The organism is Cognatundibacterium oligocarboniphilum (assembly GCF_013377855.1).
GTDB classification, from domain to species: Bacteria; Pseudomonadota; Gammaproteobacteria; order Burkholderiales; family Burkholderiaceae_D; genus Undibacterium; species Undibacterium oligocarboniphilum.
Genome location: NZ_JABXYJ010000006.1, coordinates 215,597 through 241,990, shown reverse-complemented (window position 1 = coordinate 241,990; position 26,394 = coordinate 215,597). Strand labels below are relative to the sequence as shown.

Genomic DNA, 26,394 nt, shown 5'->3' with positions numbered 1-26,394 from the left:
TTATTTACCTGTCTGATCGGCATTACGGAAAGTCATTTCAGATTCTTTACGGGACCAGCCCATCACCATGACTTGCAAAGCCGGTGCAACCACCAGCAGCATGATAGGGCCGAGCAGCATACCGCCCACCACGACCACCGCCAACGGGCGCTGCACCTGGCTGCCGATGCCGGTCGAAATCGCGGCAGGCAGCAAGCCTATGCAGGCGGAAAACGCGGTCATCAGCATCGGGCGCATCCTTTGTTCGGCGGCTTCGCGCATGGCTTCCAGCGGTGCTTTACCTTCCACGATCAGATGATTGAAATAGGTGATCACCAGAATACCGTTCATCACCGATACGCCGAACAGCGATACGAAACCGATCGCCGCCGATACGCTCAGATGCAGCCCGGAGAGATACAGCGCAATGATGCCGCCGGCAATCGAGAATGGAATCGCCGCCAGCGTCAGCAAACTGTCGCGCAGTGAATTGAACAGGGTGTAAAGCAGGATCAGGATAGCGAAGATGGCGATCGGTAGCACCACCACCAGACGCTGCTTGGCTTGCTGCATTTCTTCAAATTCACCGGCCCAGTCGATGTGATAGCCGTTCGGCAGAATTACGTGTTCCGTCACGCGGCGCTGCGCTTCCTGAATGGTGCTGCCGAGATCGCGGCCACGCACGCTGAATTTCACCGGAATGAAGCGTTCATTCCTTTCATGGAAAATGTACGAAGCGCCGGTATCGAGCGAAATGCTGGCCAGCTCGCTGAGCGGAATATACGCCGTCGCTCCACTCGCGGTGGCATAGCCCACCTTGATATGGCGAATCGCATCGAGACTGGATCTGTCTTGTTGGCGCAGGCGGACGGTGACACCGAACTGGCGGTCGTTTTCCTGCAGGGCCGTGGCCTGTGAACCGCCTGCAGCCGCCTGCACCACGTTGTTGATGTCGCCGGCATTCAGTCCGTAGCGGGCTGCTTTGGCGCGATCCACCACGATGTTGAAGTTAGGCTGGCCGAGCACGCGGAATACGCCGAGGTCTTCCACGCCCTTGACCTGATTCATTTCATGCAGCACCTGATCGGCCAGTTTTTCCAGTACTTTCAGGTCGGGGCCGATGATCTTCACCGAGTTGGCGCCTTTCACGCCCGACAAACCTTCTTCGATATTGTCCTGAATATACTGCGAGAAGTTGAATTCGATGCCGGGGAATTCGGCACTGAATTCCTTTTGCAGATCGCTCACCAGCATATCCTTGGTATACCCGCTCTGCCATTCGTCGAAAGGCTTCAGCGGTACAAACAGTTCGGCATTGTAGAAGCCGGACGCATCGCTGCCGTCATCCGGGCGGCCGTGTTGCGATACCACCGTCAGTACTTCCTTATGCTTGTTGAGAATCTGGCGCATCCGGTTCACTTTATCCATGCCGGATTCCAGCGAAATAGTCGCCGGCATGGTGGCGCGTATCCACAGATTGCCTTCTTCCAGCGCAGGCAGGAATTCGGTGCCGATGCGCGGCACCAGCAAGCCGGCCAGCAGCAGGAAGCCAAAGCCGAACATCACTGTCAGACGGCGGTTTTCCAGCGCCCAGCGCAGCACTGGCGAATACAGACGGCGGATGGCATGGACGACGAAGGTTTCCGTTTCCTTGATATGACGCGGCAGCAGCAGCGAAGCCAGCACCGGCGTGACGGTAAAGGTCGCCAGCAGGGCGCCGGTCAGCGCGTAGGCATAGGTACGCGCCATGGGATTAAAAATCTGTCCTTCGACACCCTGCATGGTGAACAGCGGAATGAACGCCGCCACGGTGATCGCCGATGAAAACAGCACGGCGCGGTCAACCTGCACGGCGCTCAGGAACAGCAGGCGCATGCGGTGGCTCCACGGTTTTTTGGACTTGCTGTTGACGTGGTGATGCAGAATGCCTTCATCCTGCAGCTCCAGTATTTCCTCCTGTTCGTGCCGGGTTTTCTGGAAGTTGCGGAACACGTTTTCCACCAGAATCACCGCAGAATCGACAATGATGCCGAAGTCCACCGCACCGACCGAGAGCAGGTTGGCGGAGTCGCCCAGCAGCACCAGGATGATGATGCTGAAGAACAGCGCAATCGGAATGTTCGCGCTGACAATGACGGCGCTGCGCAGATCGCCGAGGAAAATCCACTGTATCAGAAACACCAGCGCACAACCGAACAGCAGGTTATGCAGCACGGTATGCGTAGTGACGTTCACGAGCGTGGAGCGGTCGTAGAACGGTACCATTTTGATGCCGGGCGGCAGGATGCCGCTGGCATTGATTTTTTCCACTTCCGATTTGAGACGGCCGATCACTTCATTGGTTTGCAGCGTGCGGTTCATCACCACAATGCCGGTCACCACATCGTTCTGATCGTCGCGCCCGGCTTTGCCGAGACGCGGTACAGCGCCGATTTTCACTTCGGCGACATCCTTCACCAGCACCGGCGTACCGTTCGATTGCGACAGCACGATGTTGCCGATATCCTGCGTATCCTTCAGCAGGCCGACGCCGCGGATATTCACCGATTGCTGGCCGATATTGACGGTGCGCCCGCCGACATTGGAATTGGCATTCCCGACCGCTGCAATCAATTGCGGCAGCGTGATGTTGTAGCCTTCCAGTTTTTTCAGATTCGCCTCGACTTCGTATTCCCTGGTCGTGCCGCCCCAGGTAATCACCTGCTGCACGCCAGGCACGGTCAGCAGGCGTTTCGTCAACACCCAGTCCTGTGCGGCGCGCAGATCGGTCAGCGTCGTGTGGCTGTCACCAACCAGTTGATAGCGCAGAATTTCGCCGACCAGGCTGGACGCCTGAATCTGCGGCTGCACATTGTTGGGCAGGCTGACATTCTGCTGCAGACTGAGCGCCGCCTGCGTATAGGCGAAGTAGTAATCGACGCCGTATTTGAATGTCACACGGACGAAAGACAAGCCGTAGAACGAGGTTGAGCGGATGTTATCGACGCCCGGCGTGGTGGCCAGGCCGATTTCCATCGGGCGGGTATATAAACGCTCCATTTCTTCTGCTGACTGGCCCGGCGACTGGGCGGTGATTTCCAGAATCACCGGCGCAGGATTCGGATAGGCTTCGATATTCAGTCTGGAATAGGCAATCAGGCCGGCGACGAAAAACACCAGCAGGCCGAGCAGAATAATGGGGCGGCGCGACAGCGCAAAGGTAATCAGACTTCTGAGCACGATCAATCTCTTTCAGTAAAACCGCGTATCAGCGGGATTGCAGGGAGAGCATATTGCTCAGGAAAATAGCGCCGTCCGCAGCGATTTTTTCGCCGGGCTGCAGGCCGGACAGAATCTGCCGGTTGCCTTCCTGCTCCAGTCCGGTCTGCACGGCACGGCGGGTGAAAGTGCGGCCATCCTTGGTGACGTACGCAGTCATGGTGCCATCCCCTTCGCGGACCAGCGCATTCAGCGGCGCGGCGGCGGATTGCACCGGATCGGCCACGCGGATGCGGTAAGTCGCCAGCATTTGCGGATGCAGCAGATGTTCAGGATCCTTGATTTCGGAACGCACGCCGACGCGGTGCGTGGCCGGATCGATGGCGATGCCGATGTTATTCACCTTTCCCTGAAAAATTTTCCCCGGATAGGCCATCACCGCCACGCTGACGGACTGGCCCATTTTCATGCGAGGCAGATCGGTCTCGGAGACACTGGCGACCATCCAGACGGTGGACAGGTCGGAAACCGTAACAGGCGCCGGTGCATTGCCGGGTTGAGTCAGCAAGCCCGGCGCTGCATTACGCGCCGTTACCTTGCCAGTGAGCGGACTGTTTACCGTCAGCTCGCCATCCACCTTGCGCGTTTGCAGCAGTCGGTCGATATCCGCATCGCTCTTGCCGAAGATACGGACGGCATCGCGCGCGGCACGAAAATTGGCGTCAGCCGTTTGCTGATCGGCAGTCGCCTGATCGACATCTTTCTGCGCAGCGGTCTGGGTTTCCAGCATTTTCTTTGCGCGCTCCAATGCCGCTGTGGTCAGTTTCGTGAGTCCGGCGGTGGAAATCAGCGTCGATTCGGCCGTTACCAGGTCAGGGCTGTCCACGGAAAACAAGGCCTGGCCTTTACGCACATCATCGCCAGCCTTGACGAATACCTGACGGATGCGACCCTGATACGGTGTGAACACCTGCACCGTGGCATCCTGGTTGAAATCGATATAGCCGACGGCTTCATTCTGTTCGACGAAATCATAGGTTTTCACCGGCACGACTTCGATATGCGTGGCTTGCTGATCGGAGATCGTCACGCTGGTGAGCGATGCCGGCGGTTTTTTGTCTTTGGCGGCATTATCGCCGGAAGACGACTGGGAGGCGAAAACGGCAGCGCCGCCGAGAGCAATCAGGCCGACTGCGACCGCGACATACAGTTCTTTTTTCTTGTTTAACATGTTGACACTCTGGAGATTAGCGAATTTTTCCATGCAAAGTAATGCGGGCAATGGCATAGCCGGCCGGTTATACCGACAGTCACTATTGTAACTAGCGGCGGGGGTTCAGAGCACAGCGTGATCATTACTATTTCGTAATGATCACGTCATGTTCCGGTAAAAAATGATGCAGAACAAACCGGACGGAAGGGAGAGATTAGCGGCCGCCGAGCGGTATCGTCATGCTCACGCACAGACCGGGACCCGCGTCTTCCAGGTTCAGCTGGCCGCCGTGCAGGCGGATGATGGCGTTGACCATCGATAAACCGAGGCCGTGCCCGGGCTGGTCGCTGTGCAGCCGGTAAAAGCGCTGCAGGACTTTTTGTCTTTCCTGTTCAGGAATGCCGGGGCCGTTATCGCTGACTTCGATGCGCGTCGCAGTGGCCGTACGATGCAGGCGTATGCGTATGCAGGCGGCTGCACCGGCGTATTTGATGGTGTTATCAAGCAGGTTGGCCAGCGCGCAGGACAATAACTCGTAGTCACCAGAAATCGTCGCAGGTTCATCCGTTTCGAGGTTTAGCTGCATACCGAATTCCTCCGCTACCGGCTCGTAGAGTTCGGATATATCGGCCAGCAGCGCATTCAGCGATATGGATTGAAAATGCTGGCGCCGCATTTCCGATTCGGCTTCCGCCAGTTGCATCAGTTTGCCGAGCAGGGAGATCAGCCCGTCGATTTCGGCAATGGCGGATTCGCACACCGCCCGCATTTGCACCGGATCAGAACCGGCGCGCAGGTTTTCTTCGAGATGTGCACGGATGCGTCCGAGCGGTGTGCGGATGTTATGGGCGATATTGTTCGATACATGGCGTATGCCATCCATGAGGTGTTCTATCCGGTCCAGCATGCGGTTCAGGTCGGCGCTGAGGCGCGTGAATTCATCGCCATCGCTGGTAATTTCGATACGGCTGCGCAGATTGCCGGTTTCAATCGCCTGCGCAGCGTGGCGGATCGCCCAGATTTTTTTCTCGATCTGCGAACGGAAAAACACCGTACCGCCGATTGACAGCATGATCGCCAGCAGGCTGCCGACGCCGATTGCGCGCCAGATCAGCAGGTTGATTTCGCGCAGATCGCTCATGTCGCGTCCGACCACCAGATAGTTACCGGACTGGGTGCGCTGTATCAGTAACCTGCCCTGGGAAAGACGGCCATCCCGGATAACTTTTTCATCGACGATTTTTCCGAGTGGGTAAAGATGCGTGATCTGGTTCAGATTGCCGGCCAGCTGGCGGCCGTTCGGGTCGCCGAGAAAATAAATTTCAGTATCGGAATCAATACCGTCGCTCAGCGCCAGATGGATTTTTTGCTTAACCTGATCGAGTGATCCATTTTCGGCAACCGTCAGCAGGCGCTCGGAAATCTGCGTGATTTTTTCATCGGCATTGCGTTCCAGCACGCCGACCGTGCGCAGATAAAACGCCGTGGACAGCGTGGCGACCGAAATGATCACCATGGCGCCGCAGATCAGCGACAAACGAAAAGCGGAAGATTGCCAGATGCGGGAATTCATATCATCGACCAAAAAAACAGGGGCAAGGGAGGATAGCGCCCAGAACGCATTTCATAATCTAGTCATGAACGCCGAACGAATAACCGATGCCGCGTTCGGTATGCAGCAGCGGCGGATCGAAATTCTTGTCTATCTTGTTGCGCAGCCGGCTGATGTGCACATCGACCACGTTGGTTTGCGGATCGAAGTGATAATCCCACACCGATTCCAGCAGCATGGTGCGCGTCACCACCTGGCCCTGATGCCGCACCAGGTATTCCAGCAAGCGGAATTCGCGCGGTTGCAGCGCAATCGGCTGACCGGCGCGTTCGGCCTTGCGCGTGCGCAGATCGAGGCGCAGGTCGGCAACCCGCAGTTCCATGCTCTGTTCGCCGCTGTGCTGTTGCGAGCGGCGCAGCAGGGCCTCGCAGCGGGCGTACAGTTCGGCGAAAGCGAAGGGCTTGGTCAGATAATCGTCGCCGCCTTCGCGCAGACCGGCCACCCGTTCGTCTATGCTGGCCAGCGCACTCAAGATCAGTACCGGAACGGTAAACCCGGCGCTTCTGATCTGGCGCAGAATCTGCAAACCGTCCTGCTCCTGCGGCAGCATGCGGTCGAGTATGATCAGGTCCCAGCGACCGTCGAGCGCCTGCCTGCGTCCTTCGGCGGCATCCGCCACCCGCGTGACGTCGTGGCCCGCTTCCTGCAATCCGTTACGGATGTAGCGAGCCGTTTCGGCATCATCCTCGATAACTAAAAAGCGCATTTTCCTGAATGCTCCGGTAAAAAATCGCACATCGGTCTGAGCGCAGAACGCAGCGCCGGTGAGTCGAAATTGTAATGCCGAAAATCGCCGGGCGGCGATTTTCGGCTTGGCGGCAGAATGAACTGCGGCGGTGACGATGAAAAATTGCGAAAAAGCCGCTCAGCGCATGCCGGAAATCGCCATCAGGATGATGCGGTACAGCACCAGCCCGGCGGCCACCAGCAGATAGGCGCGCAGGGTCGCCATCCAGAAACGGTTGACCGGCGTCAGTTTCAGTGGCGCCAGCGTTTCCAGCGGCGGCATGCGCCATTCTTCTTTCGGTATCAGCGCTTCTCTGGTGATCGTCGCCCAGCTATGCGGGCGGCGTTTCCAGTAGCCGGTGGTACCAAGCAGTGCAAATACCAGGCCGGTCGCCAGTATCATTTTGATCTGCTCTTCCGTGATGTCGGGGAAGACCACGGACAGCGTCAGAATCACGGACAGCATCACCAGTATCGCCACGATCAGGCTGGTGAAAATATTCACGCCACGCCCGTTGGTCCACGGCCCCAGCACCGCCTTATCGTTGCACAGCAACAGCAGGAACACCGATGCGCTCGGCAGCAATACGCCCGCCAGCGTTTGCACGGCCGAAGTCAGCAGGCCGAGCGGCACGCCCGGCGCCAGCACCAGCGCGGCAGCCAGCACGATCAGCCCGAAGTACACGGCGTAAAAACCTTTGGCGTCGGAAGGCTTGCGATGCAGCGAATGTCTGAGCGACAGCACATCACCTAGTGCATAAGCGGTGGACAGTGATACCGCCGCCGCGCCGATGATGGACGAGACGATCAGTGCAAACGCAAACATGGTGCCGGTGACGCGGCCGAAGTAGTTTTCCATTCCCTGCGCTACCGCACCGACATCCTTGAAATTGCCGAATTCCGGATGCTGGGCGAAGGTGTGCGCGGTGCACGCCATGATGGCGATACCGCCGAAAATCGCCACGGCGATGCCGACCATCAGGTCCATGCGCTCATAACGGATGAAGCGCGGCGTTATCCGTTTGTCGATCACATAGCTTTGCTGGAAGAACAGTTGCCACGGTGCGACGGTGGTGCCGACGATACCGATAATCAGCAGCATGATGTCGCTCAGTTTACCTTGCTGCGGCAGACCGGGCACCAGAGTATGGAACAGCACCTGACCAGCGGGCGGCGCAATCATGAAGTACATCGGAATCATGATCAGCGTGCCGCCGACCAGACACATGGCAAATCGCTCGAAGCGCTGAAAGCTGCCGGTACTGACTGCAAACATCATCAGGATGGCCGACAAAATCACACCCGGCACCACCGGCAAACCGAGGTAATGCAAGCCGAAATCGATGCCGATGAATTCGGTGACGATGGTCAGCGCATTCAGCAAAAACAGATCGATCACGCTGAAGGCACCCCAGAATTTACCGAAGCGTTCCAGTATCAGCCGCGCATGGCCGACGCCGGTGACGGCGCCCAGGCGCACCACCATTTCCTGATTAATGTAGAGTACCGGAATCAGCAACAGCAGGGTCCATAGTAGCGTGTAGCCGTAATTCTGGCCGGCCTGCGCATAGGTGCCGAAAGCGCCGGCGTCGTTGTCGCCAACCATCACGATCAGACCCGGGCCGAGGATGGCGAGCAGCGTTTTCAGCCGCGCCGACAGCGATTTGCGCGGCCCGGTGTCATGCATGCGTATGGTACCGAACGCACCCTGAATATGGCCGATGTGCTGATCGTCGAGTACGGCCGTCGCGCTTGATGGTGTTTCTTTGAGTAAGGTTTTCATGTTGGCGTTCCCTGATCAGAGTTCTGCATGCAGCCGTACGCCGTAGACCGGGAACGGGCCGCGGTCGCGGTTGTAGGCGGGATTGGTCACGTGCTGGATATCGAAAGTCAGGCGGACTTGTTTGGTGAGCGCGGCGGAATACCAGACTTCCACAATGCGCTCGCTGCCGTAGTTGAGCTGGCCATCGCCGACCAGAACGCCCATACCGCCCGCTGCGAAATACGCTTTGGCTTGTGGAGAGAGTGCATTCACGGCGCCCGCCAGACCGATGCGATCCTGCTCGCGGCCCCAGCGCCGGCCATCCATGGACAAGCCAGCGGAAACGGAGCGGTTGATGTCGGTGAATTCATAGGCTTCTTTCTTGCCGCCGTTGACGCCGATACGCGCAAACACGCCGATATCCGTTGTCACTTCCTGCTCCAGATTCAGACTCAGTCCCGGATTGGCTGCACGACGGCGCACCAGAGCGGTATCAGGCGTCGTGCCGGTTTGCTGCCCCAGTTGCACGGCATCACGGTAGTCGCCCATATCGGCGCGATTGACAAAGCCCAGTACGCGGACTTTACCGGGATGGCCGTTCCATTCATGGCGATGTTCCAGTTCGGCGACGATGCTGTTTTGCTCCAGATGCAGGCCGGTGACTTTTTGATTCGGCACGGCCGACATCTGAAAAAAACCGCCGCGCAGCGTCCAGTCGTTCTGGTTCCATTCGACAGCAGCACCGTTGGTGAAGCCCCAGGAATCGGCTGCGTAATCGAAGGTTCCCGCGCTGATGATGGACCAGTTCATGAAATCGTTACGCGCATCGTGGGCATAGCTGTTGTTGTCGAATAGATCCGGAACGGAAAAGTGACCGATCGTGATGGTGATGTTGTTGGCGCTGTAACGGTTGGCGAATTGGTTCGTGCCGGCAGCCGTTTCCTTGCTGTCGCCATCGAGTTCGATCACATGACGGATGAAGGCACGCGGCAAGCGTATATAAGGCCGGTTCTCACCGATTTTATAGGCTTCGCCGCTGGGAAAGCCGGCCATGCCGACGGTATTGCTGAGACCGAAACCCTGATCGATTTCCGGATTGACCCAGAATTCCGCGCCTTTCCACAGGCGGCGTCCGAGGAACAGGGTGATGTCGGTGGTATTGGTGTTTCTCGCTGCCGGGTCCATGCTGTTGGTGCCGCTGTAGGGCGCGCGGAAATCCGGATGCCACTGGTTGACATAGGTGAGCTGGGCGCCCAGGCTCCACGGCGAGCCTTGTCCGTCGTCGTCCGCTGGCCGCGCATCTGGGTTTGCCACGATTTCGGCAGCGTGACCGTTCAGGCTAAGGCTCAGTAAAGCTGCAGAAAAAATGCACGTTGTGCGAGAAAAAAAGTGTTTGGTGAAGAACATCGTAAAACTCCGGGTTGATATAAATAACCGGGCTTTACGCAGGCGGATACGCATCATGGATGAAGCTGAAACAGCTCATACGGAATGCGTATCAGAACATTGCAGGTTCAGTGGGAAACCGGCTTCACGCAGATGACTGCCGGTTTACCGCCATCCGGACCGGAGCAGGATGGCGGCAAGAGAATTCTTGACGGATCTTACTTCGGCGGGGTCGCTGCAGAACGTTTTCTTATGGACGAAATGGGTTCTGATAATCGACAACTACAACAATCTGAGCTATTGCCCACGGAAAGACTCCAAAAAATGAAAAAGCAAAAATTTAAAAAAACAAAAATACAAACAAGCATCAATTGTCCGGAACCGTTCCGGCTATACCTGATATGCCTGATGCCGGCTTACCAGCCATGACGCGATACCAGCAATCCGTAGGCACCGGAACCATGTTTTTCCTGATCCGGATGAAACGTACGCCGGTCGGTGTTCTGAGTTTGTCTGGTCGTTACCGGCCAGCCGAATTTCCAGCCGCCGGAAGAAGACGGCGCTGCAGAACGGCCCAGGAGTGTGCGGACAGGTAGTTTTTTCATACTGATCTCCTCGTTGCTAAACAAAATGAAACAAACAGGATGGAACGGAGCAATCAATAACACCGTTCAGACAGTCTGGGCACCCAGGGCCCAGCCGGCGCTGCGTGCACTCCACTCGGGGAGCGGAATGCACGTCTTTGCGAACCGGGAATAAGAAGCGACCGGATTGCATGGCGATCCTTTCCTGTTGATTGCAGAGGTTGACATTTCCCGCCACAGATACGCAGGCATCCGTACGGGCACGGATCGGCAAACCATGAAGCATGGACGGTCTTCGCGATGCAAGATCGCGAAAGCAGTATCAGTCCGGTATGACGCGACCGGCTGCAGTTCAGATGAATGGCAGCAGGACGACAGTACAGCGACAACATCAGGCCGTCATACGGCGAACGACAATATCAACGGGAGAACAAAGAAAGTCTGAGAGACAAGACTACAGCCAGTGTCACGGCTGCAGCAGAGAGAACGGCTGGAGCTTAAGCGGCAGTGGCAGGGATTGATCCCCGGTTCGATAAAGAATAGCTACTACAACTGTCCAAGATAAAAGCCCCATGTTTTTTCGACCTGCGAATTGTAGGTAATATTATTGTGCTGCGTCAAATTAAATTTTGGTTATTTTCCAAATTTTTTCAGAACGCTTTTTCAGAATCCGCTGGTTCAGTGTGAACGCAGTATCCGCAGGGGAATGTGTAGACTGCATCGTCCGCACCTGATCGCTGAAGCCGGGCCGCAAACTTGGTACATGCCGGCTGTCTGGTGGAACGAAGTCGCTTCCCGTCTCGGCATCATCTCCGATACACTAAACATGCATCTTGTCTTGTAACGCTAACAACGTGTGATTGCTCTGATATCTTGCGGTCATTAAAGCGTTTCCGGCACAGGTTGGTAACATGGGTTGAAAATGGTTTTTCCTGTGAGTGGATGACGCACGGTTTGGCGGAAAGGAATATAGATGAAGATTCAGATTAAATTACCAAAACCCCGCAACCCGCTTGCGCTCGCTGCCCGACAGCGTCAGGCAGGAGAACACGGTGGTCATCAGCCGCAGCGTGCCGAGCGCAGGAAATACAAAATGCGCTTGCAGAAACTGCTGTCCGGACGTCTTAAAGAAGGTGATGAGTCCTGAGTGTCTGCACCATCTCAGGAACGGGAAATCAGACCATAGCCGGAGGACAGCAGCAGGGCCAGCAAGCTCAGTCCCGCAAACGCGGCACCCGTATAAAAAGTAAAAGCAGCCCCAAATTCCTGCCACAGCAAACCGGCGATCACGCTGGCGAGTAACAAGCCCACGCCGCTGGCCAGATTAAAAAATCCAAATGCTGTTCCCCGCAAATCAGGCGGCGCGCTGGCCGCAACCATGCTGGCGAGCAGTCCTTGCGTCATACCCATATGCACGCCCCACAACGCAATGCCAGCTAACAGGCCGGCCCACTGTGTGCTGTAGCCCAACATCAGGTCAGAAGCGATCAGGACGGCAAGCCCTGCTGCCAGTAATTTCTGGTGTGAGATGCGGTCGGATAGTTTTCCAAACGGATAGGCTGATACAGAATAAACCAGATTCATGGCAACCATCACCAGCGGCACCAGGGCAACCGGAATCGCCAGTTGCTGCGCGCGCAACACCAGAAAGGCTTCACTGAAGCGTGCCAGCGTGAAGATGCTGCCCATGAGCACCACCCACCAGTAGCTGCGTCCCATGCGGCGCAGATTGTGCGGGCTGACCGGATTGCCCGGGTTGCGGATGGCGACCGATGCCGGTTCGTGGACGCCGAAAAAAAGCAGCAGCATGGCGGCCAGACCGGGGATCACGGCCAGCCAGAATATCTGCCGGAAATCATTCGCCCACAGTAGCATCAGTCCGCTTGCCAGCAACGGACCAGCGACCGCCCCAATGGTATCGAGCGATTGCCGCAAACCGAATGCCTCACCGCGTATCGATGGCGGTGTGATGTCGGCAATCAGTGCATCGCGCGGTGCGCCACGAATACCTTTACCGATACGGTCCATCAGGCGGGCAGTCAGGAGCATGTCCATGCCCTGAGCGATGGCAAACAGCGGCTTGGTGAATGCACTCATGCCATAACCGAACACCGCAAGGGCTTTGCGTTTTCCTAACTTGTCGCTGAGTGCGCCGGAAAATACTTTGACCAGCAAGGTCGTGGACTCTGCGATACCGTCGATCAGGCCGACGGCAAAAACGCTCATGCCCAGCGTCCCGACCATGAACATCGGCAGCAGGCTGTGAATCATCTCAGACGAAATGTCCATCAGCATGCTGACGAATCCGAGAACCCAGATGCTTTTCGGGAGGCTTACTTTACTCATGGTGATCCATTCAAATACTGTCCGGCTACGCTCAGGCTGAGTGCAATCAAGTGCCGTTGATCTCCTTACCGGCATCCAGTGCTGCCTGACGCAGAGTATTCAGTGTCGCTCCGGGCGTGATCAGGTTTCCATCGTAACGCAATTCAATCAATGCGGGCAGTTGCTGTGTTCTGGTGTGTTCGATCGCTCGTTGCAGGGCAGGAGCAAAATCTGCTGTTTGTTCCACCGTTTCACCGTGCGCCCCGAAGGCGCGGGCGAGGGCGGCAAAGTCCGGATTTTGCAATTCCGTGCCGGATACCCGCTGAGGAAAGGTTTTTTCCTGATGCATGCGGATGGTGCCGTACATGCCGTTGTTGAAGACGATGATGATGACACCCACTTTGTACTGCACAGCGGTGGCGAGTTCTTGTCCGTTCATGAGGTATTCACCGTCACCGGCAAATGTGATGACTGTGCGTTCCGGTGCAATCAGCTTGGCCGCAACGCCTGATGGGACACTGTAACCCATGGCACCCGAGGTCGGCGCCAGCTGGGTGCGGAAGCCACCATAGCGGAAATAACGGTGTGCCCAGGTGGCGTAATTACCGGCGCCATTGGTGATGATGGTATCCGTCGGTGTTTGCTGCATGATGTTTTGCACGACCTGCCATAAGTTCAGCGGGGCATTTTCTTTTGCAAAAATCGCTGGCTCCTGTTGCCACATCTGCAGTTCAGCTCTTGCCTCGCTGACGTGATGCTGCCATGTTGTGCCGGTATCGAATGCCGCCATGTCTGTCAGTGCCTGTGTCATTTCTTTCATACCGCTGTTGATCATCAGATCGGCCTGATAGACACGGCCAAGCTCGCTGGCATCGCTATGAACATGAATCAGTTTTTGTTTGGGCAGCGGTGCTTCCAGCAACGTGTAGCCACCGGTCGTCATTTCGCCAAGACGCGGGCCGATGGCGACAACCAGATCGGCATTCTGAATGCGTTGCGCCAGTTTGGGGTTGATGCCGATGCCGACATCGCCGATATAATTCGGATGCGCATTGTCGACCAGATCCTGAAAGCGGAAGGTGCAAGCCAGCGGGATATGGTGGCGCTCTGCAAAATCGGCGATGCGTTTGCAGGCATGGCAGTCCCAGCCGCTGCCACCGAGCAGGAAAACCGGGCGTGTCGCTGCTGACAGCAGCGCACGCAGCTGCGTGATCTGGGTGGGTGAAGGCGCAGCCTGTACCGGTGTGTAGCGGCGGGTGTCAGCGACGATGGCCTGCTGCACCAGCATATCTTCCGGTAATGCCAGCACGACCGGACCCGGGCGACCGCTGGTGGCGACCTGAAAAGCATGAGCGATGTATTCCGGTATCCGGTCGGCACGGTCGATCTGTGCCACCCATTTCGCCATCTGCCCGAACATGCGGCGATAATCGATTTCCTGAAACGCTTCCCGTTCCACAAAATCATTGCCGACCTGTCCGATGAACAGAATCATCGGTGTCGAATCCTGGTGAGCCGTGTGCACGCCGATGGATGCGTTAGTCGCGCCAGGGCCGCGGGTCACAAAGCAGATGCCCGGTTGGCCGGTCATTTTCCCATAGGCGTCGGCCATGAAGGCTGCCCCGCCTTCCTGGCGGTTGATAATGAAACGGATGCTGCTGTCATGTAGTGCATCCAGTACTGCCAGATAGCTTTCGCCTGGAACACCGAAAATGGTATCGACGCCATGAACTTCCAAAGCATCCACAATCAATTGACCACCGGAACGTGACTTCAGCATGATAGGTAAACCGGAAAAAGAAAATCAGTACGCTACCAGAAAGCTTGCCGAATTTGCAGCGCTTCTGCAGAGAATCAGCGGAAACTGTGGCGACTAGGGTAAAATGACGCATGAAGCAGGCCAGACAATCGCTGGTTGCTGTGTTTTGCACAGCGACGGGAGGAAGGTCCGGACTCCACAGAGCAGGGTGACGGCTAACGGCCGTACGCTGAAAGCCGCAAGGTATAAGGCGAGGAATAGGGCCACAGAGACGAGTCTTTGGGGAGTAGCGGGCGCAAGCCTGTGCTAAACCACAAAGGGTGAAACGCGGTAACCTCCACCCGGAGCAATTTCAAATAGGCACGCGTTGAGGTGGCTCGCGGAGCGTGCGGGTAGAAAGCTTGAGCGACGGAGCAATTCGTCGCCTAGAGGAATGATTGTCATAGCGGGTTGCAGCAATGCAGCGTGCCGTAACAGAATCCGGCCTACCGGCCTGCTTTATTTTTCCGGTTCCCTCATACTGCGGGCAATTCATTTATTATTGCCAGCGCTGAATTGCGAAAAACGTCCTGCTGCATACTCGCGCCGTTGTTTTCACATCATTTCCATTTTCCCGTTTTTTATCTGTCGCATGCTAAACTGAGCTGCGCACAGCATGATGGCTGAAATATCAGCATCCTGACTCGTGCGAATGTATAAATCAATTCCCTTACCTTCGGTCAGATTAAGCAGATTCCGGATACATGGAAATTCAGGGCTCAAAAAAACAAAGAAAGGTGCCACTGGCTGTATTTACGGGAGGCATTGCCCTGATTGTGCTGGCTATGATCGCGCAGGCATGGTGGGCAGCGATAGAAGACCGTAACCAGACTTTATCTGAAGCGCAGCGTCATAGCTATTTCACGGTACGCATTCTGGAAGAGCAGGCCAATCACGAGCTGGCAGAAGCTGTCCAGGTGATCGCTGAGCTGGAAAATGCGCTGAGAGATACCGCCGACATCACTCTGGTACAAAAGCCGAATTTCGGCGACATACTCGCGGAGCAACGCCAGAATTCCGCATATCTGTGTGGGATGTCGGTGTTCAATCCGGACGGAACGGTGCTATTTTCGAGTCATGCCCGCTATCAGGACAAACGATCGCTGCCTGAGCACATCAGAAAATTGCTTGCGCAACCGGGGCAGAAGCAGATCGTGACCGGCCCTGTCCTCTGGGAGGGCGGCAATCGGGGTATTTTGCCGGTTGCCAAAAATATTTACGATGCCCGGGGAAAGCTGGTGGCGCTGATTGAGGCCAATATCAGCCTCAGTTATTTTCAGGAATTTTATGAAGTGGTTGCACGCGGCAGTGCTGCAGTTCTCTCCTTGCATGATCAGTCCGGCAATCTGCTGACCAGCGCTCCTTTTGATCAGAACTTGATCCGGAATGTTGTACCTCCATCTCCGCTGCTGTCGGTATTGACCGCTGCTGCCGGGGAAGGCGCTTTGTATGCACCGGGATTTTCTGGTGACGCCGGAGAATTTCAATACACATACCGAAAAATCACCGGCTTTCCACTGACGCTGGTGTATGCCAGGAGCACGGCGACTATTTTGTCAGACTGGAGTACCAGATTAAATCATAAGCTGATGTTTTCTGCGGTCATAGCACTGCTGATTCTGTTGCTGACGATTTTTCTGTTGCGGCAGATCCGGCGGTTACAAATATCCCGGCAGCAAGTTGAAGCCAGCGAAAACCGCTACAGACTGATTTTTACCGGTGCTCAGGACCCGATCTTTCTGGTGGATCGGCAATGGTGTTATGTGGACTGTAACCGCGCGGCACTGACTTTGTTGAATGTGCAGAATTTAAGTGACGTCATCGGACATTCAGTGACGAAATTCACGACACCCCAGCTACAGTTTTCTGATCTGCATATCAGCAGCGAACAACAGATGACGACTCTGATGAATAAGGTCATGGAGGGCGGTGTGCAACGGGCTGAATGGGTCACGGAAAGAAATGGTCAGCCTTATTACAGCGAGGTTTCCCTGAGCCGGGTTGAATTAAACGGCGAAATGCTGTTGTTTTGCGTGGCGCGCGACATCAACAGTCAGAAATATTCGGAACGTTTACTGGAAGGCCAGAATCGTTTGCTGCAATTGATAGGCGCAAATGAGGAGCCTTCATATATTCTGAATGCGATCTGCGATTTTGTGGAGGAGCTGCGCCCATGGTGGCGGGTCGGGATTCAGTTGCTGGATGATGATCAGAAAATTTTCGTGCAGTCTGTCGGCCGCCATTTCCCGGAAATCCTGACGCAACAAATGACAGGCGCGCCGGTATCTCACGGTAGTGGTCTGTGGAGCGAGGCGATCCTGTTGGCTTGTCCGGTACAGGCTGAATCATTGCAGCAGGCTGCCTGCATGCAGTTTGTCAATGGATTGGAAGAGTTGACTGAATACAGCTCCGGCAGTGCCTGGCCACTGATGGATAAGCATGGACAGGTTTTGGGGAGCTTTACTGTGCTGTTGCTGTCCGGTTTGTCACTGAGTCTGGATGATCAGCGACTGGTCGGCGCCATGATTGAGTTGGCAGGCATTGCGATTGAAGGCCGCCGTTCAGAGAAAAAGATTCTCCAGCTGGCACACTACGATGAGCTTACCGGTTTGCCAAACCGATTTTTATATAACCAGCATCTGGCGAAAGCCTTGTTGCTGGCTGAGCGCAACAGCCGTTGTCTGGCAGTGCTATTCCTGGATCTCGACCGGTTTAAAAACATTAACGATACCTTTGGTCATGATGAAGGGGATAAGGTCTTGCGCCGTGTTGCGCAGCGGTTCCGCCACACTTTGCGTGAATCAGATATTGTCGCCAGGGTTGGTGGTGATGAATTCATCTTGCTGGTCGATCAGTTCAATGAGCCGCGTGATCTGGGGGATATCGCCGGCAAATTGCTCTACGAGGCTGCGCAACCTTTTGAAATCGGCGGCCAGGAATACCAGCTCAGCGCAAGTATTGGTATCGCGACTTTCCCCAATGATGGGCGTGATGCGCAGACACTGCTGAAGAACGCAGATATCGCCATGTACCGGGCTAAAAACAAGGGGAAAGATAATTACCAGTTTTATGCTTCGGAAATGAATATTCACACCATCGAGCGCCTTGCTTTTGAAGCACGCTTGCGTAAAGCACTTGAAAGACGTGAATTTGTAGTCTACTACCAACCTAAGATTTCCCTGACAACCGGAAAAATTGTAGGAGCAGAAGCATTAGTCCGCTGGAGTCATCCGGAGCAGGGGATTCTGTATCCGAATGATTTCATCATGCTGGCAGAAGAGGCCGGTCTGATCGGGCGTATGGGGATGCTGGTGCTGGATATCGTTTGCAAGGATATCCTGAGTTTTCGTCAGATAGACGGACAGTTTGGGCGGATTGCGATTAATTTGTCCGGTTCCCAGTTCAATGATCATCAGCTGCTGGAAGAGATACGGAGTGTGATTGATTTCTGGCGCGTGCCGCCCAGTGCCATTGAGTTTGAAATTACCGAAAGCATGGTGATGCACAATCGAGAACAGGCGATGGTGTTGATGGATGGCTTTAAAGACGCTGGATTCAGCTTGTCGATTGATGATTTCGGAACAGGCTATTCTTCGCTGTCCTACCTGAAACGCTTTCCGGTTGACAGTGTCAAAATTGACCGTTCATTTATCAAAGACATTCCTGCTGATCCGAATGATACGGCGATTGTTCAGGCCATTATCGTCATGGCGCATACGCTGGGATTGAAAGTGATTGCTGAAGGTGTGGATGCCGCCGATCAACTGGTCTCGCTGACGAACTTTTCCTGTGATGAATATCAGGGCTTTTATTTCAGTAAAGCTGTGCCGGTCAAAGAATTTTTGCATCTGCTGCAAACACAAATGACGAATGCCAAGTCAGTACTTGCTCACTGAAATTTTCCTGTCGTTTTCCCCCCCTACCGTCGCCTCTCCCGGTACACCCATCAAACTTGCTTTTGGAAAATTAAACGGGCTCCCGTCACCTTGCCTTCTGATAAGCTACTTTCAAATTCGTTTGTAAGTACTTCATTTATAGAGCTATTTTCAAAATAAAATTTCGAAGTAGTTGCGCTAAGTCATTGACTTCATTAAGGAAATTCTCTTTTTTGCCTTTAATTTCTCTTGACCACGCTTATTGCATCCTCTAAAGTGGGAAACAGTGTGAAAAAGTGTAATTTTGTGGGATAAATCTCAGCGATTCGATTATCTTCACAAAGCACCTCATTTCAATCTCAATCCAGGTTAAAGGTATCAGCGTGTTTCAGGGTCCATCTGCACTCAATCTCGATGCGAAAGGCAGAATGTCTATTCCTGCCCGCTATCGTGATGCCCTGAGCAACCAGTATCAGGGACAGCTGACGCTGACCCGCCATCCCGACGGCTGCCTTTTGCTGTTTCCGCGACCCACCTGGGAAAACCATCGTGAGCAAATTGCTGCCTGGCCGATTCAGGCGCGGGACTGGAAACGGATTTTCCTCGGCAATGCGTTTGATGTGGACATGGACAGTGCAGGCCGTATTTTGCTGGCGCCGGAATTGCGCCAGGCAACTGGTATTCAGCGCGACATTATGATGCTGGGCATGGGGAGTCATTTCGAGATTTGGGATGCTGGCCGCCTGGCTGAGAATGAGGCAAATGCCAAAGCATCCGGTGCGCCGGATGTGCTCAACAATTTTTCTTTCTGATCGCAGGCAATGACAACACAGCAAGCGACAGAATTCACACATCAAACCGTGCTTCTGCACGAAGCAGTGGATGCGCTCGGGATCGCGAATGAGCGCAGCAATGGCATTTTCATCGATGGTACGTTCGGGCGCGGCGGGCATAGCCGGCTTATTCTCGAGCGTCTGGGGCCGCACGGCAGGCTGATTGCATTTGATAAGGATACGCAGGCGATCGCCTGCGCGAGTCAGATCACCGATCCGCGCTTTCAGATCGTGCACGACAGTTTTGCGACGGTCGCGCAGGCCTTGCAGGCATTGAATATTGAACAGGTGGACGGCGTATTGCTGGATTTGGGCATATCGTCGCCCCAGGTTGACGATGCTGCACGAGGCTTCAGTTTTCGCACCGATGGTCCGCTGGACATGCGCATGGATACCACGCGCGGTATGTCGGCTGCTGAATGGCTGGCGGTCGCAGAAGAAGAAAAAATCAGGGAGGTGATTAAAAATTATGGGGAAGAACGGTTTGCTTTTCAGATTGCAAAGGCGATTGTTGCTCGCCGGCAGGCGGAGTCCATTACTGGAACCCGACAGCTCGCAGAACTTGTTGCACACGCCGTCAAAACTCGCGAGAAGGGTAAGGACCCGGCAACTCGCACCTTTCAGGCTATACGGATTTTCATCAATCAGGAGCTTGAAGATCTCGAAGTAGGGTTGGCAGCGGCTTACAGTGTGCTGGCACCTTATGGCCGGATGTCCGTCATCAGCTTTCATTCGCTGGAAGACCGTATCGTCAAACAGTTTTTTGCCGCCAGAGTCAGGGTTGCACAGCCGGACCGGCGTTTACCGATACGGCAGGCAGATTTACCGCAGCCGCAGATGCGACTCCTGAACCGGTTGAAGCCATCTGATGCCGAAGTACAGCGGAATCCCCGTGCCCGTTCAGCTATTTTGCGGGTGGCGGAGCGTTTGCCGGGAGATTCGGTATGATTACCCGGATTAATATTGCACTGATGATTGCGCTGATCGGCTGTGCGTTATCGCTGATTAATGCTCAATATCAGGCACGTCGGCTGTTCATTGAACTGGAGCGTGAGCAAAGCCTCAGCAAGCAATATGACTTGCAATGGACCCAGCTGCGGCTGGATCAGTCGACCTACGGAAAACATTCACGGATTGAAGCTGTGGCGACACAGGAACTCAATATGGTGCCTGTTACACCGGAGCGGACGCAATACCTGACAGCGGCGGAGCTCAGATGAGCCGCCCCGGAAACATGTCCCGCACTGCCGCATCCCGCGGGGTTTCGTTTTCTTCCAATCCTGTGCTGGAAGTGAAACTCCCGACCTGGCGTTCCCGTCTGGTGCTTTTCCTGTTGTTCGGCGCCTTCGTTGCGTTGATTGCCAGGGCGTTATGGCTGCAGGGCATGACAACCGAATTTCTGCAAAAACAGGGCGCCAGCCGTTATGCCCGGACATTGGAATTACCGGCAACGCGCGGCAAGATTACTGACCGCAATGGACAGGTGCTGGCTTCATCTGTGCCGGTCAAGGCGATCTGGGCCATTCCTGATGATGTCCTGGAAGCACCGAAAGAAAAAATCCAGCAACTGGCGAAGCTACTCGATATGAGCGAAGCGGAGTTGCGCAAAAAGCTCGATTCGGACCGCCAGTTCGTATATCTGAAACGGCAGGTAGAGCCGGCAGTGTCGGACCAGATTCAGGCATTGGGCATTTCCGGCGTGGAAACCCGCAAGGAATACAAACGCTTTTATCCCGAGGGGGAAGTCATGGCGCATGTCGTTGGCTTTACCAGCGTGGAAGATATTGGCCAGGAAGGAATTGAACTGGCGTCTGAAAAAAATCTGGCCGGAAAAACCGGCAGCCGCCGCGTCATTAAGGATCGGTTGGGGCGCATCGTGGAAGATATTCAGGCTATTCGCGAACCGCATGATGGAAAAGATCTGGCGTTGTCAGTGGATAGCAAGATTCAGTACATTGCTTTTACCCACCTGAAAGACGCCGTTGAAAAACACAAGGCTAAAGCTGGTGCGGCAGTGGTGTTGGACGTCAGGACGGGCGAAGTGCTGGCACTGGTAAATTTGCCGGCCTATAACCCGAATGACCGTTCGGTGCTGACCGGCGCGCAGTTGCGGAACCGTGTGATGACCGATACTTTTGAACCGGGTTCAACGATGAAACCTTTCACCGTTGCGTTGGCGCTTGAAACTGGCCGCGTTACGCCGGATACCGTGATCCAGACCGCGCCGGGTACCATGACGATTGGCCCGGATACGATTCATGATGCGCATAAACAGGGTGCATTGACTGTTGCGCAAGTGATTCAGAAATCATCGAATATCGGCACCGTCAAAATGGCGTTGCAAATGCCGCCGAAGGAAATGTGGGAGATGTTTACCACCGTGGGTTTTGGGCAGCAGCCAAAATTCGGCTTTCCAGGAGCGGTGGCTGGCCGGTTGCGCAATTATAAAAACTGGCGCCCGATTGAGCAGGCCACCATGAGTTACGGACACGGTGTTTCGGTGTCGCTGATTCAGATGGCGCGGGCATACATGATATTTGCACGGGATGGCGATCTGATTCCTTTGACGTTTGAGAAGTCCAGTGAACGTCCGGCAGGGCATCGCGTCATTTCAGAAAAGACGGCACAGCAGATGCGCCTGATGATGGAAGCGGTGACTGAGCCCGGCGGCACGGCTACGCAGGCACGCATTGCCGGTTATCGCGTCGCCGGTAAAACAGGGACTGCCCATAAACTCGAAGGCGGACACTACGTAAAAAAATACGTTGGCGATTTTGTTGGTTTTGCACCGGTCTCCAATCCGCGCGTCATTGTTGCCGTGATGATTGACGAGCCAACAGTCGGCGGATATTACGGCGGCACCGTAGCGGCGCCGGTATTCGCTGCCATTACAGCGAATGTTCTGCGTTCGCTGAATGTTCCGCCAGATTCTTCTGTCACCAGCATCATTCCTGATACCAGTGTTCAGGAGAGCATGTGATGACACACGCTATTATTTCAATGAACGACATTATTCAATGGCTCAGACAATATGCGCCCGACGCGCAACTGAGCTCCAATTCACGTCAGATTCAGCCTGGCGACGTATTTCTGGCTGCACCTGGTCATCATAGCGACGGGCGGGACTATATTCGTCATGCGGTCGGGCAGGGTGCGATTGCCGTGCTGTACGAACCGGGAAATTATGTCTGGGATGGGGCGCTCGATATTCCGCATCTGGCAGTTTCCGGATTGGCTCGTGAATGGGGCATGATCGCCAATCACTGGTATCAGCAGCCGGATCACTCCATGCTGACGGTTGCCGTTACCGGAACCAATGGGAAAACTTCCTGTACTCAGTGGCTTGCCAAGGCATTTTCTTTAAACAAAGTGACTGCAGGAGTCATCGGTACTCTGGGGAATGGAATTTATCAGCAGGGCATGGCCGGCGAGCTGCAGGAAACCGGATTAACCACGCCGGACGCCATCAGTCTGCAAAAAGAACTGCGCCGGATGCAGGACTCGGGCGTAACGGCGCTGGCGATCGAGGCTTCTTCGATCGGATTGGAGCAGGGGCGTTTAAATGGTATGCATATCGACATCGGATTGTTCACCAATCTGACGCGGGATCACCTTGATTACCACGGTGATATGGCGCATTACGGCGCCGCCAAACAAAAATTGTTTGATTGGGATACGTTATCAGTCGCGGTCATTAACCTGGACGATGATTTCGGCATTCAGCTGGTTCAGCATTTGCGCGTGAATCGTCCGGCAGTCCGGATTCTGGCGTACAGCCTGAATGGTGCTGAAGCAGAGGGATGTGAAATCTTGAGCGCCTCTCATTGCCGCTCGGGATATGCAGGAACCAGCTTCCATCTTGAATCGCCATTTGGCTCCGGACTGGTGAAAACACAGCTGATCGGCAGATTTAATGTCAGTAATATTCTGGCAGTGCTGGCAGTGCTGCTCACCAGGGAAATTCCTTTTACCAAGGCACTTGGTCTGATCGAAAAACTCACGCCAGTACCGGGCCGGATGCAATTACTGGGTACTGCCGGTCATGTGATGGTTGTGGTGGACTACGCGCACACACCGGATGCGCTGGAAAAAACTCTGGAGACTCTGGGTACCGTCGCCGCAGAGCGGGGTGGCGAACTGTGGTGTGTATTCGGCTGCGGCGGAGACCGTGATCCGGGTAAGCGCCCGCAAATGGGGCGAGTCGCCGAAATGGCACAGCATGTGATCGTCACCAGTGATAATCCCCGTACCGAACGCCCTGCCTCAATTATTCAGGATATTTTGCGCGGAATGAAAAATCCTCCTCATGTGATTGAAGACAGAGCAAATGCGATTCTGTTTGCGATCAAACATGCCGGTGATCATGATGTGGTTCTGCTGGCGGGCAAAGGGCATGAAACCTATCAGGACATCAACGGTAAAAAATGGCCATTTTCCGATGAAGAACATGCTTCGCTGGCACTGGCGACAGTAGCAACCAGCGGCAATCTGAAAAGGGCTAATTGATGCATGCCACGCTTCAACAATTGCAACAGGCACTCAGCTCTGCTGTGATGACTGAGGATGTCGCCATCACGGGATTAACGACAGACAGTCGCAAAATCCAACCGGGTGATTTGTTTGTCGCATTGCGCGGGGAACATTTTGATGCCCATGACTTTTTGCCACAGGTCGTACAGTCTGGTGCGGCTGCAGTGATTGCAGAACAGTTGCCACCGGCATTCAAGCTGCCTGCCCTGATTGTTCCCGATACCAAAAAAGCACTGGCAGAAGCCGGACGCTACTGGCGTCAGCAATTTACTTTGCCTGTCATCGGCGTCACCGGCAGCAACGGGAAGACAACCGTCAAAGAAATGATCTCTGCCATACTGGCCGAGGCTTTTGGCGCTTCGCACCGTTTGGCCACCACAGGCAACCTGAATAATGAAATCGGTGTTCCCCTGACGATGAAACAACTCAGCGCGGAGCATCGGGCTGCAGTGATTGAAATGGGGATGAATCATCCCGGAGAGATTGCAGTGCTGGCCTCTGTCGCATTACCGACCGTTGTGCTGGTCAACAATGCCCAGCGCGAGCATCAGGAATTTATGCAAAATGTTCGTGCTGTGGCGGAAGAAAATGGCGCAGCAATCCGGGCTTTGCCTGCAGACGGCATAGCCGTTTTTCCGCTGGCGGATGATTATGCGGATTTGTGGCGTGCTTATGCGCGTGAATCCGGGCAGCGCAAAGTACTGACATTCGGATTAACACCCGACGCCAACGTCAGTGCGACTTTCAATCCTGATGTATTTGGCAGCCGTATTCAGTTCAACATCAATGGCAGTAGTGGAGATGTATTTTTGCAGGCAGCCGGACAGCACAATGTGCTGAACGCACTGGCGGCGGTAGCCTGCTGCCATGCGATTGGAATTGCCATGCCGGTGATCGTGCGCGGACTGGAAAATTTTCATCCTGTGAATGGCAGGTTGCAGCGTAAAGCGGCTATCTGTGGTGCCGCGCTGATCGACGATACCTATAACGCCAATCCTGACTCGGTACGCGCCGCGATTGATGTATTGCACCAGATTGGCGGCTCCACGGTACTGGTGCTGGGAGACATGGGCGAAGTCGGCGAGAACGGTGCGGATTTTCATGCTGAAATCGGCAGCTATGCCAAAGCCCGGGGCGTGCAGGAAATGTTCTTACTGGGCGACCTGGTGCGTTATACCGCCATGACTTTCAGCGGCGCGCGGCACTTTGATAACCTGAATGATTTACTGCTGGCGCTGGATGCCAGTCTGAAACGTGATCAGACCGTACTGATCAAAGGTTCCCGTTTCATGAAAATGGAACGTGTCGTTGCACACTTGCAGGGCGGCAGCGATCAGATTTTTACTACACCCGATACCATAGGAATTCATTAGCATGTTGCTCTGGCTGGCAGAATATTTTAAACAGGATCTGGGGCTGCTGCGCGTCTTCGGTTTTATTACATTTCGCGCGGTATTCGCTACCATGACGGCGCTGGCGATCGGGATTTTCGCCGGTCCGGCCGTGATCCGCATGCTGACCCGGATGAAGGTGGGGCAAGCCGTGCGTTCCTATGGCATGGAAACGCATCTGGTGAAATCCGGCACACCGACCATGGGTGGTGTGCTGATTCTGATTGCGATTGCGATATCGACGATATTGTGGGCAGACCTGAGCAATCGTTTTATCTGGGTTGTGATGATTGTGACGCTGGGATATGGCGCTGTCGGCTGGGCGGACGACTATCGCAAAGTCGTTCATAAAGATCCGGAAGGAATGCGTTCCCGTGAAAAATATTTCTGGCAGTCGCTGGTCGGTATTGCTGCGGCCTTCTATCTCGCATTCTCTGTTTCTGCACCGTCCAATTCGCAGATTCTGGATTTGCTGTTTGCCTGGGTGCGTTCCGGCTTCAGTATGGACTTGCCGCCCAAGGCTGATCTGATCGTGCCTTTCTTTAAAACAGTCAGCTATCCGCTCGGCGTATGGGGCTTTATCACCCTGACCTATTGTGTGATTGTCGGCACCAGTAATGCCGTGAATTTTACCGATGGCCTTGATGGTCTGGCGATTATGCCTATCATCATGGTGGGAACGGCGCTCGGTTTATTTGCTTACTTATCCGGACACGTCGGCTATTCGAAATATCTGTTGATTCCACATATTCCGGGCGCTGGTGAATTGCTCATCTTTTGCGGAGCACTCACCGGAGCAGGTCTGGCCTTCCTGTGGTTCAACGCACATCCTGCTCAGGTTTTCATGGGCGACGTCGGTGCGCTGGCGCTGGGCGGCGCACTGGGCACAATTGCTGTCATTGTGCGCCAGGAAATCGTGCTATTCATCATGGGCGGCATTTTTGTGGCTGAGACCTTGTCGATCATTCTCCAGGTTTCCTATTTTAAATACACCAGAAAACGTTACGGTGAAGGGCGCCGCTTGTTCCTGATGGCACCGCTGCACCACCATTTTGAAAAGAAGGGCTGGAAAGAAACGCAGGTCGTAGTCCGTTTCTGGATCATTACTATGCTTCTGGTGCTGATTGGTTTGTCCTCGCTGAAGCTGCGCTGAATCAGGCGCACATAAAGAAGTTGATATTG

The 26,394-nt window shown here is 54.8% G+C and carries 19 protein-coding genes and 1 other RNA gene; 11 read left to right on the top strand and 9 right to left on the bottom strand.

Going from position 1 to position 26,394, the window contains the following annotated elements:
- The 6 genes from HV832_RS12345 to HV832_RS12320 form a co-directional block, all read right to left on the bottom strand.
- A complete protein-coding gene (locus tag HV832_RS12345) occupies positions 1-3,198 on the bottom strand; it encodes an efflux RND transporter permease subunit (RefSeq protein WP_176804144.1) in 3,198 nt (1,065 codons plus the stop codon).
- Positions 3,199-3,226: 28 nt separating this feature from the next.
- The gene (locus HV832_RS12340; protein WP_176804143.1) at positions 3,227-4,408 is read right to left on the bottom strand and encodes an efflux RND transporter periplasmic adaptor subunit; all 1,182 of its coding nucleotides are present in this window, start codon (positions 4,406-4,408) and stop codon (positions 3,227-3,229) included.
- A 196-nt stretch (positions 4,409-4,604) separates the two neighbouring features.
- Positions 4,605-5,963: a sensor histidine kinase gene (locus HV832_RS12335; protein WP_176804142.1), complete on the bottom strand. Its 1,359-nt coding sequence runs from the start codon at positions 5,961-5,963 to the stop codon at positions 4,605-4,607.
- A gap of 58 nt (positions 5,964-6,021) precedes the next feature.
- Complete coding sequence (locus HV832_RS12330) at positions 6,022-6,708, bottom strand: response regulator transcription factor (RefSeq protein WP_176804141.1); 687 nt, start codon at positions 6,706-6,708, stop codon at positions 6,022-6,024.
- A 159-nt stretch (positions 6,709-6,867) separates the two neighbouring features.
- Complete coding sequence (locus HV832_RS12325; protein WP_176804140.1) at positions 6,868-8,511, bottom strand: NRAMP family divalent metal transporter; 1,644 nt, start codon at positions 8,509-8,511, stop codon at positions 6,868-6,870.
- 15 nt (positions 8,512-8,526) lie between these two features.
- On the bottom strand, positions 8,527-9,804 hold the full coding sequence (locus HV832_RS12320) for a carbohydrate porin (RefSeq protein WP_176804139.1): 1,278 nt from the start codon (positions 9,802-9,804) through the stop codon (positions 8,527-8,529).
- 225 nt (positions 9,805-10,029) lie between these two features.
- On the opposite strand from HV832_RS12320, the gene HV832_RS12315 reads away from it, so the two are divergent.
- Positions 10,030-10,305: a hypothetical protein gene (locus HV832_RS12315; RefSeq protein WP_176804138.1), complete on the top strand. Its 276-nt coding sequence runs from the start codon at positions 10,030-10,032 to the stop codon at positions 10,303-10,305.
- Here HV832_RS12315 and HV832_RS12310 read toward each other — a convergent pair.
- A complete protein-coding gene (locus tag HV832_RS12310; RefSeq protein WP_176804137.1) occupies positions 10,293-10,481 on the bottom strand; it encodes a hypothetical protein in 189 nt (62 codons plus the stop codon). The genes HV832_RS12315 and HV832_RS12310 overlap by 13 nt on opposite strands.
- Positions 10,482-11,433: 952 nt before the next feature.
- Here HV832_RS12310 and HV832_RS12305 point away from each other — a divergent pair.
- Positions 11,434-11,607: a hypothetical protein gene (locus HV832_RS12305; protein WP_176804136.1), complete on the top strand. Its 174-nt coding sequence runs from the start codon at positions 11,434-11,436 to the stop codon at positions 11,605-11,607.
- Positions 11,608-11,621: 14 nt separating this feature from the next.
- Here the strand turns inward: HV832_RS12305 and HV832_RS12300 are convergent, their stop codons facing one another.
- Together HV832_RS12300 and HV832_RS12295 are read right to left on the bottom strand one after the other, a co-directional pair.
- The gene (locus HV832_RS12300; RefSeq protein ID WP_176804135.1) at positions 11,622-12,806 is read right to left on the bottom strand and encodes an MFS transporter; all 1,185 of its coding nucleotides are present in this window, start codon (positions 12,804-12,806) and stop codon (positions 11,622-11,624) included.
- 46 nt (positions 12,807-12,852) lie between these two features.
- Positions 12,853-14,565, bottom strand: coding sequence for a thiamine pyrophosphate-binding protein (locus HV832_RS12295; RefSeq protein ID WP_176804134.1), 1,713 nt, complete (start codon positions 14,563-14,565; stop codon positions 12,853-12,855).
- 112 nt (positions 14,566-14,677) lie between these two features.
- On the opposite strand from HV832_RS12295, the gene rnpB reads away from it, so the two are divergent.
- From rnpB to mraY, 9 genes are all read left to right on the top strand, one after another.
- Positions 14,678-15,048, top strand: an RNA gene (rnpB, locus tag HV832_RS12290) — RNase P RNA component class A.
- A 239-nt stretch (positions 15,049-15,287) separates the two neighbouring features.
- On the top strand, positions 15,288-18,479 hold the full coding sequence (locus HV832_RS12285; protein WP_176804133.1) for an EAL domain-containing protein: 3,192 nt from the start codon (positions 15,288-15,290) through the stop codon (positions 18,477-18,479).
- A gap of 362 nt (positions 18,480-18,841) precedes the next feature.
- Complete coding sequence (gene mraZ, locus HV832_RS12280) at positions 18,842-19,270, top strand: division/cell wall cluster transcriptional repressor MraZ (RefSeq protein WP_176804132.1); 429 nt, start codon at positions 18,842-18,844, stop codon at positions 19,268-19,270.
- A 9-nt stretch (positions 19,271-19,279) separates the two neighbouring features.
- Positions 19,280-20,239, top strand: a complete 960-nt coding sequence (rsmH, locus tag HV832_RS12275; RefSeq protein WP_176804131.1) for a 16S rRNA (cytosine(1402)-N(4))-methyltransferase RsmH — start codon at positions 19,280-19,282, stop codon at positions 20,237-20,239.
- On the top strand, positions 20,236-20,511 hold the full coding sequence (ftsL, locus tag HV832_RS12270; protein WP_176804130.1) for a cell division protein FtsL: 276 nt from the start codon (positions 20,236-20,238) through the stop codon (positions 20,509-20,511). Before rsmH ends, ftsL begins: the two co-directional genes overlap by 4 nt.
- A complete protein-coding gene (locus tag HV832_RS12265; RefSeq protein ID WP_176804129.1) occupies positions 20,508-22,271 on the top strand; it encodes a peptidoglycan D,D-transpeptidase FtsI family protein in 1,764 nt (587 codons plus the stop codon). The genes ftsL and HV832_RS12265 overlap by 4 nt, the downstream gene beginning before the upstream one ends.
- Positions 22,271-23,797, top strand: a complete 1,527-nt coding sequence (locus HV832_RS12260; RefSeq protein ID WP_176804128.1) for a UDP-N-acetylmuramoyl-L-alanyl-D-glutamate--2,6-diaminopimelate ligase — start codon at positions 22,271-22,273, stop codon at positions 23,795-23,797. Before HV832_RS12265 ends, HV832_RS12260 begins: the two co-directional genes overlap by 1 nt.
- Positions 23,797-25,194 carry a UDP-N-acetylmuramoyl-tripeptide--D-alanyl-D-alanine ligase gene (locus tag HV832_RS12255; RefSeq protein ID WP_176804127.1) on the top strand — a complete coding sequence of 466 codons (1,398 nt, stop codon included), beginning with the start codon at positions 23,797-23,799 and terminating at the stop codon, positions 25,192-25,194. Before HV832_RS12260 ends, HV832_RS12255 begins: the two co-directional genes overlap by 1 nt.
- Before the next feature lies 1 nt (position 25,195).
- The gene (mraY, locus tag HV832_RS12250; RefSeq protein WP_176804126.1) at positions 25,196-26,365 is read left to right on the top strand and encodes a phospho-N-acetylmuramoyl-pentapeptide-transferase; all 1,170 of its coding nucleotides are present in this window, start codon (positions 25,196-25,198) and stop codon (positions 26,363-26,365) included.
- Positions 26,366-26,394 lie beyond the last annotated feature (29 nt).

Excerpts from the sequence above, each read along its gene's own strand:
- HV832_RS12330 (WP_176804141.1), bottom strand. The coding sequence starts at position 6,708 with ATGCGCTTTTTAGTTATCGAGGATGATGCCGAAACGGCTCGCTACATC.
- HV832_RS12300 (WP_176804135.1), bottom strand. The coding sequence starts at position 12,806 with ATGAGTAAAGTAAGCCTCCCGAAAAGCATCTGGGTTCTCGGATTCGTC.
- HV832_RS12285 (WP_176804133.1), top strand. The coding sequence starts at position 15,288 with ATGGAAATTCAGGGCTCAAAAAAACAAAGAAAGGTGCCACTGGCTGTA.
- HV832_RS12260 (WP_176804128.1), top strand. The coding sequence starts at position 22,271 with ATGACACACGCTATTATTTCAATGAACGACATTATTCAATGGCTCAGA.
- HV832_RS12310 (WP_176804137.1), bottom strand. The coding sequence starts at position 10,481 with ATGAAAAAACTACCTGTCCGCACACTCCTGGGCCGTTCTGCAGCGCCG.
- HV832_RS12295 (WP_176804134.1), bottom strand. The coding sequence starts at position 14,565 with ATGCTGAAGTCACGTTCCGGTGGTCAATTGATTGTGGATGCTTTGGAA.
- HV832_RS12315 (WP_176804138.1), top strand. The coding sequence starts at position 10,030 with ATGACTGCCGGTTTACCGCCATCCGGACCGGAGCAGGATGGCGGCAAG.
- mraY (WP_176804126.1), top strand. The coding sequence starts at position 25,196 with ATGTTGCTCTGGCTGGCAGAATATTTTAAACAGGATCTGGGGCTGCTG.
- HV832_RS12335 (WP_176804142.1), bottom strand. The coding sequence starts at position 5,963 with ATGAATTCCCGCATCTGGCAATCTTCCGCTTTTCGTTTGTCGCTGATC.
- ftsL (WP_176804130.1), top strand. The coding sequence starts at position 20,236 with ATGATTACCCGGATTAATATTGCACTGATGATTGCGCTGATCGGCTGT.
- rsmH (WP_176804131.1), top strand. The coding sequence starts at position 19,280 with ATGACAACACAGCAAGCGACAGAATTCACACATCAAACCGTGCTTCTG.
- HV832_RS12265 (WP_176804129.1), top strand. The coding sequence starts at position 20,508 with ATGAGCCGCCCCGGAAACATGTCCCGCACTGCCGCATCCCGCGGGGTT.
- HV832_RS12255 (WP_176804127.1), top strand. The coding sequence starts at position 23,797 with ATGCATGCCACGCTTCAACAATTGCAACAGGCACTCAGCTCTGCTGTG.
- HV832_RS12325 (WP_176804140.1), bottom strand. The coding sequence starts at position 8,511 with ATGAAAACCTTACTCAAAGAAACACCATCAAGCGCGACGGCCGTACTC.
- HV832_RS12340 (WP_176804143.1), bottom strand. The coding sequence starts at position 4,408 with ATGTTAAACAAGAAAAAAGAACTGTATGTCGCGGTCGCAGTCGGCCTG.
- HV832_RS12305 (WP_176804136.1), top strand. The coding sequence starts at position 11,434 with ATGAAGATTCAGATTAAATTACCAAAACCCCGCAACCCGCTTGCGCTC.